The organism is Candidatus Hydrogenedentota bacterium (assembly GCA_016791475.1).
In the GTDB taxonomy this organism is placed as follows: domain Bacteria; phylum Hydrogenedentota; class Hydrogenedentia; order Hydrogenedentales; family JAEUWI01; genus JAEUWI01.
On sequence record JAEUWI010000364.1, the window covers coordinates 262 to 576 of the forward strand.

A 315-nucleotide genomic window follows, 5' to 3' on the forward strand; every position below is an offset into this window, starting at 1 on the left:
TTTTATACATTTAAATATCTTTGGAAACAAATTATAAAAATTTCATTCTTAAAGCAATTTAGATACAGTTGATAATTGACAGTTGACAGTTGACAGTTGACAGTTGATAGTTGACAGTTGATAGTTGACAGTTGATAGTTGACAGTTGAAAATTGACAGTTTAAAGTTGATAGTTTAAGATAAATATTGTTGATATTAACGATCAGTGATTTTTCATAACTATACTTAATGCAATTCTCAAAACCAATAAATTACATTTATAACTATAGATTACAAGTTATCAACTGTCAATTGTCAATTGTCAACTATCAACTG